Origin of the sequence: Candidatus Thiothrix phosphatis, assembly GCF_035668035.1 — a bacterium.
Classification (GTDB): domain Bacteria; phylum Pseudomonadota; class Gammaproteobacteria; order Thiotrichales; family Thiotrichaceae; genus Thiothrix; species Thiothrix phosphatis.
The window spans coordinates 1,395-10,552 of the sequence record NZ_JAYMYJ010000104.1; the positions used below are offsets into that span (position 1 = coordinate 1,395).

The 9,158-nt window shown below is 58.4% G+C and carries 8 protein-coding genes; 6 read left to right on the top strand and 2 right to left on the bottom strand.

Annotated elements, in window-relative coordinates:
* Positions 1-117 precede the first annotated feature (117 nt).
* The 6 genes from VSS37_RS10505 to VSS37_RS10530 all read left to right on the top strand — a co-directional run bounded on the left by VSS37_RS10505 (position 118) and on the right by VSS37_RS10530 (position 7,300).
* Positions 118-582, top strand: coding sequence for a GNAT family N-acetyltransferase (locus VSS37_RS10505; RefSeq protein WP_324695001.1), 465 nt, complete (start codon positions 118-120; stop codon positions 580-582).
* A gap of 68 nt (positions 583-650) precedes the next feature.
* The gene (locus VSS37_RS10510; protein ID WP_324695004.1) at positions 651-1,043 is read left to right on the top strand and encodes a MerR family transcriptional regulator; all 393 of its coding nucleotides are present in this window, start codon (positions 651-653) and stop codon (positions 1,041-1,043) included.
* 147 nt (positions 1,044-1,190) lie between these two features.
* On the top strand, positions 1,191-2,315 hold the full coding sequence (locus tag VSS37_RS10515) for a thiolase family protein (RefSeq protein ID WP_324695005.1): 1,125 nt from the start codon (positions 1,191-1,193) through the stop codon (positions 2,313-2,315).
* A complete protein-coding gene (locus VSS37_RS10520) occupies positions 2,315-4,747 on the top strand; it encodes a 3-hydroxyacyl-CoA dehydrogenase/enoyl-CoA hydratase family protein (RefSeq protein ID WP_324695007.1) in 2,433 nt (810 codons plus the stop codon). Before VSS37_RS10515 ends, VSS37_RS10520 begins: the two co-directional genes overlap by 1 nt.
* Before the next feature lies 1 nt (position 4,748).
* Positions 4,749-5,570, top strand: a complete 822-nt coding sequence (locus VSS37_RS10525; RefSeq protein ID WP_324695008.1) for an SDR family oxidoreductase — start codon at positions 4,749-4,751, stop codon at positions 5,568-5,570.
* A gap of 62 nt (positions 5,571-5,632) precedes the next feature.
* Complete coding sequence (locus VSS37_RS10530) at positions 5,633-7,300, top strand: AMP-binding protein (protein WP_324695009.1); 1,668 nt, start codon at positions 5,633-5,635, stop codon at positions 7,298-7,300.
* A 15-nt stretch (positions 7,301-7,315) separates the two neighbouring features.
* On the opposite strand, the gene VSS37_RS10535 is transcribed toward VSS37_RS10530, so the two are convergent.
* Both VSS37_RS10535 and VSS37_RS10540 read right to left on the bottom strand, forming a co-directional pair.
* The gene (locus tag VSS37_RS10535; RefSeq protein WP_324695011.1) at positions 7,316-8,458 is read right to left on the bottom strand and encodes an aminotransferase class V-fold PLP-dependent enzyme; all 1,143 of its coding nucleotides are present in this window, start codon (positions 8,456-8,458) and stop codon (positions 7,316-7,318) included.
* 446 nt (positions 8,459-8,904) lie between these two features.
* Positions 8,905-9,158 (bottom strand): hypothetical protein (locus VSS37_RS10540; RefSeq protein ID WP_324695012.1); only part of this gene is annotated, 254 nt, incomplete at its 5' end.

The window sequence follows — 9,158 nt, forward strand, 5'->3', positions numbered from 1 at the left end:
GAGTGACATGAACGAACCCGCTTGCTGAAGGAAGGATGGCGGCAGTATACCAAACACGGTGATTTCCTGTCGTCGCCAGTTGCAATATCCTTGGGTTTTGGTTTACAGGTTGGACATATGCTGACGGACAACATCCACTTCCACTGGGCCAGACTGGAAAACCTCTCCGGCTCCCAATTCCACGCCATCATGCTTGCCCGTCAAACCGTCTTCATCGGCGAACAACGTTTCTGCTGCCCGGATGCTGACGACCACGACCTCCATTCCTGGCACCTGACCGCCCTGCATGAAGGCAAACTCGCCGCTTACCTGCGTGTGGTCGACCCCGGCGAAAAATACCCCGAACCCGCCATCGGCAGGGTGCTGACCACCCAAGCCTACCGCCGCACCGGCCTCGGCAAGCACATCATGCAGGTCGCCATCGATAAGCTTGCCGAACTCTACCCCGGCGAATCCATCCGCATCAGCGCCCAATCCCATTTACAAACGTTCTACGAAAATTTCGGCTTCACCGTTGTAGGTGCAGAATATTGGGAAGAAGGCGTTCCCCACATCGAAATGCTGTACACTCCCCCCGTATAAACAACACAAAACGTCATGTATTTGACGTTAACGTTAACCTCTTCTAGCATGATGGGAAAGGAGTGACTATGGAGCAGAAACTTTGGGGCATCTCCGAGCTGGCAGATGAATGTGGCGTCACCACCCGCACCATCCGTTTCTACGAAGACAAGGGGCTACTCCAGCCCCAGCGGGTCGGCAGCAATCGCGTTTACAACTATCAGGATCGCGCCCGCCTGACCCTGATCCTGCGTGGCAAACGGCTGGGTTTTTCGCTGGAAGAAATCGGCGAATTCCTCGCCCTTTATCACACTGAACGTGACCCCGCCCACAGCAGCCAGTTGCGCTACCTGCTGGAAAAAATCCAGGCCAAGGTCAAGCAATTGCGCCAGCAACAGCAGGATCTGGAGCAGACCTTGCAGGAACTGACCCGCATTGAAACCGAATGCCTGTCGCATCTGCAAACGCCGGAGAATGACTAGCCCCAAAGCGCTCACTCCGAACTTACCCCTCACCCCCCTAATCCCCCTCTCCCGCAAGGGGCGAGGGGGAACAAGAAAAAAGCCCTTCACCCCTTGCGGGGGAAGGGTTGGGATGGGGGGATGGAATAACACCATTGGGAGGAGGATATGAAAAGCGTTGTCATTGCCGGGTACGCCCGCACCCCGTTTACCCTCGCCAACAAGGGCGAATTCGTGAAAGTCCGTCCCGACGATCTGGCGACCGCTGCGGTCAGTGGCCTGCTGGCCAAAACCGGCGTCGATGGAAGCGAAATCGAAGACCTGATTCTCGGCTGCGCTTTCCCCGAAGGCGAGCAGGGCTTCAATATGGCGCGGCTGGTCGTGCTGATGGCTGGCTTGCCGCAATCCGTCGGCGGCGTCACCGTCAACCGTTTCTGCGGCTCCTCCATGCAGGCGATCCACCAAGCCGCCGGAGCTATCCAGATGAATGCCGGGAACGCATTCATCTGTGCCGGGGTGGAATCCATGACCCGCATCCCCATGACCGGCTTCAACCCGTCGCCCAATCCCCGGCTATACGAAATGCTGCCGACTGCCTACATCAGCATGGGGCAAACTGCCGAAATCGTGGCGAAAAAATATGCCATTTCCCGTGAAGCGCAGGATGCCTTTGCCGTCGCCAGCCAGCAAAAAGCCGCTGCCGCGCAAGCTGCTGGCAAACTTGCGGATGAAGTCATCCCGGTTGGCAAAGTGATGCAGGATGGCTGCATCCGCCTCGGCACGACTGCTGACGTGCTGGCTGGGCTGAAACCCGCCTTTGACGCCAACGGCACCGTCACCGCAGGCACCGCTTCCCCACTCACCGACGGCGCATCCGCCACGCTGGTATGCAGCGAAGAATTCGCCCAAGCACATGGCCTGCCCATACTTGCCCGTATCCGCAGCATCGCCATTTCCGGCTGTGCGCCTGAAGTGATGGGGCTGGGGCCGGTCGTTTCCAGCCAGAAAGCCCTGCAACGCGCCGGACTCGGTGCCAGCGACCTCGACATTATCGAGCTGAACGAAGCGTTTGCCTCCCAATCTATCGCCTGCATCCGCGACCTCGGGCTGGATGAAAGCAAGATCAACCTTGACGGTGGCGCTATCGCCATCGGTCACCCGCTTGGCGCTACCGGTGCGCGGATTACCGGCAAGGCCGCCGCCCTGCTGCAACGTGAAGGCAAACAGTTTGCGCTCGCCACCCAATGCATCGGCGGAGGGCAGGGTATCGCAACCCTACTGGAGGCTGTGTGATGAATATCCAGAAAGTTGCCGTGATCGGCGCAGGCGTGATGGGTGCAGGCATTGCCGCCCACATCGCCAACGCCGGAACCCCCGTCCTGCTGCTCGACATCGTGCCGGAAGGCGCGACCGATCGCAGCCAGATTGCCAAATCTGCCATCGGCAAAATGCTCAAGGCCGACCCCGCGCCGTTCATGCACAACAAGAACGCCCGCCTCGTCACCCCCGGCAATATCGAAGACGATCTGGAAGCGTTGCGCGATTGCGACTGGATTATCGAAGCCGTGATTGAACGCCTGGCCATCAAGCAGGATTTGTACCGCAAACTGGCGCAGGTGCGCAAAGCAGACGCCATCGTGTCGTCCAACACCTCCTCCATTCCATTGCATGAACTGGTGTCTGGTCTGCCGGAAGACTTCGCTGCACATTTCATGATCACCCATTTCTTCAACCCGCCCCGCTACATGCGTCTGCTGGAAGTCGTTACCACTGAGCAAACCGATCCAGATGCAGCTGATAAAATCCGCACCTACGCCGACCTGAAACTGGGCAAGGGCGTCGTGCCATGCAAGGACACGCCCGGATTTATCGCCAACCGCATCGGTATTTTCTGGATACAGACCGCGATTCAGGAAGCGATTGCACTTGGCCTGACGGTGGAGGAAGCGGATGCGGTAGTCGGCAAGCCGATGGGCATTCCCAAAACTGGCGTGTTCGGCCTTTCCGATCTGGTCGGTATCGACCTGATGCCGCATTTGATGCGCAGCATGAACCGCAGCCTGCCGCCGGACGATCTGCTACTGAAAAAAGCCAGTGTGCCGCTACTGATTCAGAACATGATCGAAACCGGCTATACCGGGCGCAAAGGCAAGGGTGGTTTCTACCGCCTCAACCGTGACGGTGGGCAAAAGATCAAGGAATCTATCAATTTGCAAACCGGCGAATACAGCCCTTCGCAGCCTGCCAAACTGGAGAGCGTGAAAGCGGCGAAAGAAGGCGGCTTGCAGGCCTTGGTTTCACACCCCGACAAAGGCGGGCAGTACGCGTGGAAAGTGCTGTCGCAAACCCTGCATTACGCTGCCGCGCTGGTGCCGGAAATTGCCGACGACATCTGCGCTGTCAATACCGCGATGAAGCTTGGTTACAACTGGAAATACGGCCCGTTTGAGCTGATCGACCAGTTGGGGGCGGAGGCTTTCGCCCAACATCTGCAAGCCGATAGTATTCCCCCCATCCCCGACCCTTCCTCCGCAGGGGGGGAAGGGAGTGACGAGCTACGAGGGGATGGTGTCTTGTCCCCTCCACCCCTTGCGAGGGGAGGGCTAGGGAGGGGGGGGATTCCTCCGTTACTGGAAAAAGCGCGCAAGCATGGTTTTTATCAACATGAAGCGGACGAAACCCTCTACCTGCAACCCGATGGCAACTATATTCCGTTACAACGTCCCCCAGGTGTTCTGCTGCTGGCCGATATCAAACGTCATGCAGAACCGCTGCTGGAAAACGACGCCGCCAGTTTGTGGGATATTGGCGATGGTGTTGCCTGCCTCGAATTCCATAGCAAGTTGAATTCCCTTGATCCACAAATCCTGGAAATGATTGAGGAAACGGTCGAGTTCGTTCCCCGCAACCACAAAGCACTGGTCATCTACAACGAAGGCAGCAACTTCTCGGCAGGGGCTAACCTTGGCCTGCTGGTCTTCGCTGCCAAACTGGGTGGTTGGGATGAAGTGGATGGCATTGTGCGCGCAGGTCAACAGACCTACAAAAAGCTCAAGTACGCGCCATTCCCCGTGATTGGCGCGCCTTTTGGTCTTGCGTTGGGTGGCGGCTGCGAAATCCTGCTGCATTGCGACGCGCTGCAAGCTCATGCGGAAACCTACGTCGGGCTGGTGGAAACCGGTGTCGGCTTGATTCCCGGCTGGGGCGGCTGCAAGGAAATGCTGCATCGCTGGAGCAGCAACCCCAGATTCCCGCGCGGCCCGTTGCCTGCGGTGCTGAAATGCTTCGAGATTATCAGCGTGGCGACGGTTGCCAAATCGGCGTTTGAAGCCAGAGATTACCTGTTCCTGCGCCCAACGGATGGCATCAGCATGAACCGCGACCGCCTGCTGGCTGATGCCAAAACACGGGCGTTGGCGATGGTGGATGGCTACCAGCCGCCGGAACCTCCCATTTTCCACCTGCCCGGCCCTACCGCGAAAGTGGCGATGGCAATGGCGGTCAGCGATTTCCGCACACAAGGCAAGGCGACCGATTACGACGTAGTGATTGCGGATACGTTGGCGACGGTGCTCAGTGGCGGCGATACCGACATGACCGATACCTTGAGCGAAGACGATCTGCTGGATTTGGAATTCGCGCAATTCGCCCAACTGGTGCGCAAGCCGGAAACACTGGCTCGTGTGCAGCACATGCTCGAAACCGGCAAGCCGCTGAGGAACTGACATGGAAACCTTACGCGGCAAAACCTTGTTCATTACCGGCGGCAGCCGTGGCATCGGCCTGGCGATTGCGCTAAAAGCCGCCAGTGAGGGCGCGAACATAGCCATCGCCGCCAAAACCGTCGAAGCGAATCCGAAACTGCCCGGCACCATCTACACCGCCGCTGCCGAAGTCGAAGCGGCGGGCGGCAAAGCCCTGCCGTTGCAGGCCGACATCCGCGATGAAGGGCAGGTCAGCAATGCGGTGCAACAGACTGTCGCTACGTTTGGCGGCATCGACATCTTGGTCAACAACGCCAGCGCCATCAACCTGAGCGGTACGCTGGAAACTGCCATGAAGCGCTACGACCTGATGCAGCAGGTCAATACGCGCGGCACATTTGTGGTGTCGCAAGCCTGCCTGCCGCATTTGTTGCAGGCACCGAACCCGCACATCCTCACGCTGTCGCCGCCGTTGGCGATGCAGCCCAAATGGTTTGCCCCGCATCTGGCCTATACCCTGGCGAAATACGGCATGAGCATGTGTGTGTTGGGCATGGCGGAAGAGTTTCGCGGGCGTGTCGCGGTCAACGCATTGTGGCCACGCACGGTGATCCTGACCGCAGCCATCCAGATGCTGGGCGGTCGGGTGAGGCCGGAGATGTGCCGCAAACCGGCCATTGTGGCGGATGCCGCTTGCTGGATTCTCAAACAGGATGCGCGCCAGCATACCGGTCATTTTCATATTGATGAAGAAGTGCTACGGATAGCTGGCGTGACGGATTTATCTGCGTATGCGGTTAGCCCTGATTCTACCTTAATAACTGATTTGTTTCTGGATAGCTGAAGATCGAGGGATTAAGATGACAGCATAATGACAACCCGGCGCAGCGGGTAAAGGAGGAGGAAATGGAAAAATTATGGCTGCGTAATTACCCGCCACAAGTTCCGGCGGAAATCGACATCGGGCAGTACGCTTCGCTGGCGGATTTGTTTCACCGCAGCGTCGCCAAGTACCGTGGCCGCCCCGCTTACAGCAATCTGGGGAAAGTGCTGAGTTATGCCGAAGTGGATACGCTGACCCGGCAGTTTGCCGCTTATCTGATTCATGGTGCTGGTTTGCAGCCGGGTGACCGGGTTGCCATCATGATGCCCAATCTCCTGCAATACCCGATTGTGCTGTTCGCCGCTTTGCGCGCCGGGCTGGTGGTGGTCAACACCAACCCGCTCTATACCGACCGGGAACTGGAGCACCAGTTAAAGGATTCCGGGGCCAAGGCCATCGTCATCCTCGCCAATTTTGCCCACACGCTGGAAGACGTGATTGGCAAAGTGGACATCCAAACCGTCATCACCACCGAAATCGGCGATCTGCTGGGCTTCCCCAAATCGTTGCTGGTCAATGCCGTCGTCAAATACGTGAAAAAGATGGTGCCTGCGTATCATCTGCCGGAAGCGATCGGCTTCAACCAGGCGCTGCGGCTGGGCAAGCAGTATGCGTCCAGCTACCAGGATGCGCAGCCGGGGCATGGGGACATTGCGTTCCTGCAATACACCGGCGGCACCACCGGCATCGCCAAAGGGGCGGCGCTGACCCACCGCAATTTGCTGGCCAATATGTTGCAGGCCGATGCTTGGACCAAAGGCTACCTGGAGCATGGCAAGGAAGTGTTCATCACCGCGTTGCCGCTTTACCATGTGTTCGCCCTCACTGCCAACGCGCTGTTTGCGATGGAGGTTGGGGCGAAAAATGTCCTGATCACCAATCCCCGCGACCTGCCTGCGTTCATCAAGGATTTGCAGAAGGAACCGTTCACCTTCATCACCGGGGTCAACACCTTGTACAACGCGCTGATGAACCGCCCGGAAATCAACGCTGTGGATTTTTCCCGCCTGAAGATTGCGTTGGGCGGCGGGATGGCGGTGCAGAAATCGGTGGCGGAACGCTGGAAAGCCCTGACCGGCACGATCTTGCTGGAAGCTTACGGGCTGACGGAAACTTCCCCGGCGGTGTGCATCAACCCCGTCACCTTGCAGGATTACAACGGCATGATCGGCTTGCCAGTCCCCTCCACGGAAATCTCGATCCGCGACCTGGACGGCAACGAGTTGGGGGTAGGGGACGAGGGCGAATTATGGGTGCGGGGGCCGCAGGTCATGCAAGGTTACTGGCGGCGTCCGGATGAAACCGCCAAGGTGATGCCGGGCGACGGCTGGCTGCGCACCGGCGATGTGGCGGTGGTTGACGGGCAGGGTTTCGTCAAGCTGGTTGACCGTATCAAGGACATGGTGCTGGTGTCCGGCTTCAATGTGTATCCGAATGAGGTGGAAGACGTGCTCGCTGGCCATCCCAAGGTTCTCGAAGCGGGCGTGATTGGCGTTACGGACGAACATTCCGGCGAAGTGGTCAAGGCGTTCATCGTCAAGAAGGATGAAAGCCTGACGTTGGAGGAACTGCGCGATTACTGCCGCCAGCAGCTTTCCGCCTACAAATGCCCGAAACAGGTGGTGTTCGTGGACACGCTGCCGAAAAGCAATGTGGGCAAGATACTGCGGAAAGAATTGCGCAAGCTTTAAGCGTGCGGGCTGAGGTCAATGGGCTTCCTGATAGCGCCGGATCAGTTGCAGGGCTGTATCCAATTGTTCCGGCGGCGTATGGAAATGTGGCGACAGCCGGACGCCGCCACCCCGCAACGCGCAGAATACCTGGTTGGCCTGCAAGTGGCGGAACAGTGCTTCCGCATCCGTTCCCGCCGGGCGGAAGGTGAGGATGCCCGAGCGCCGTTGCGGGCGTAAGTCGCTGAGGATTTCAATGTCCGGCAGGGTTTGCAGGTTGTCCGCCAAGTACGTGATTTTTGCAGAAACCTGCCGCCACACCGCTTCCATACCGATTTCCAGCAACAGGCCGAGGCTGGCGTTGAGGGCGTGGATGCCCAGCATGCTGGGGCTGCCACATTCGAAGCGCCGCGCGTGGGGGTAGGGGACAAAGCTTTCCGCGCTGTAATCCACCATATCCGCTGCCATATGCCAGCCGTACTGGGTCAGGCTGAGTTGTTCCAGGATTTCGCGGCGCACGTAGAACAGGCCAAGCCCTTCCGGCCCCAGCATCCACTTGTGGCCGTCGGCGGCGGCGAAATCAGCGTTGACGGCCTGTGCGTCGAAGGGGATGACGCCCAGTTGCTGGATGGCGTCGATGCAGAACAGGATGCCGTGCTGACGGCAAAAACCGCCGATTTTCGCCAAGTCCATGCGCAGCCCGTTGGCGTATTGCACGGCGCTGACGCTGACCAACCGGGTGCGCGCATCGCACAGCGCCAGCAGCGCGTCTTCCGGCTCTTCTTCACACGCAGTCAGGTCAAGCTGGCGGAATTCCACGCCTTGGTTCGCCAGTGACGCCCAGACGAAACGGTTGGAGGGGAATTCCTGACGGATGCCGACCACATTGTCGCCTGCTTGCCAGTCCAGCCCGTAGGCGACAAAAGACAGCCCTTCCGAGGTGTTTTTTACCAGCGCTATGTCGTCGGGTGAAGGGGCATTGAACAGGCGTTGCGCTTTTTCCCGCAAGGCTTGCTCCACTTCCAGCCATTGCGGGTAACGCAGCGAACCCTGGCGGGCGTTTTCTTCGGCAAATGCCTGGATGGCGTCCACCGTCACTTGCGGCCAGGGGGCGACCGCCGCATGGTTCAGGTGGATCAGGCTGGCGTGGACAGGGAATTGTTGCTTCAGGTCAGGCATACAGGGGGTTCCGGGTGAAAAAGGGTCAGCGTTTGAGTTTACCGCCATGTCAGGCCAACGCCCAGATTGTCACAATTGTCAGGCTGGGGCTGAACTGCTGATGAAGCTGTCACCACCTGACGTTGTTCTTGTCGTAATCTGACAGCCACACTTTGGCTGGTATCTGTGTAAAATTCATCATTTCACTTATTTTTCATATGGTTATATTGGATTGGCAGGGCTTGGCACAGGCGTTGCAATATATCCTGCAACCCGCCAGTCAGAACGGCGCAACAGCTAAAAAAAGAAATTTATCAGCAAGCCCCAAGAGGCAGAGAGCAGGCTTAAACATCAATAACAATAAAATGCCTGACCATGTCTCGACTCCTCTAGCCCCCGTCCACAAGACGGGGGTTTTTATTTTTGCGGCGCGTCTTTTCAGCGTATCGGAATCATGCCCGCCCGCCTTACGGCTTTTCCGGCGCGGCCAGCTCCAGCACTTCATCACCCATGCCGACGCTGGCGGTGAAGGCTTGGCCGGGTTTCAGTGTTTCCCAGCGTTTGAAATCCAACGGGTAGCTGTAGGTCTTGCCGTCCTTGGCTTGCAGGATGACGCTGTATTCCTCTTGCGGTTTGGCGGTGCGCTGCTTGTTGTCCAGCTTGGCTTGCGGCCATTGCGGCGTGTGGTCATCCCGGGAGAGGGTCGGCTGGCCGACCGGAA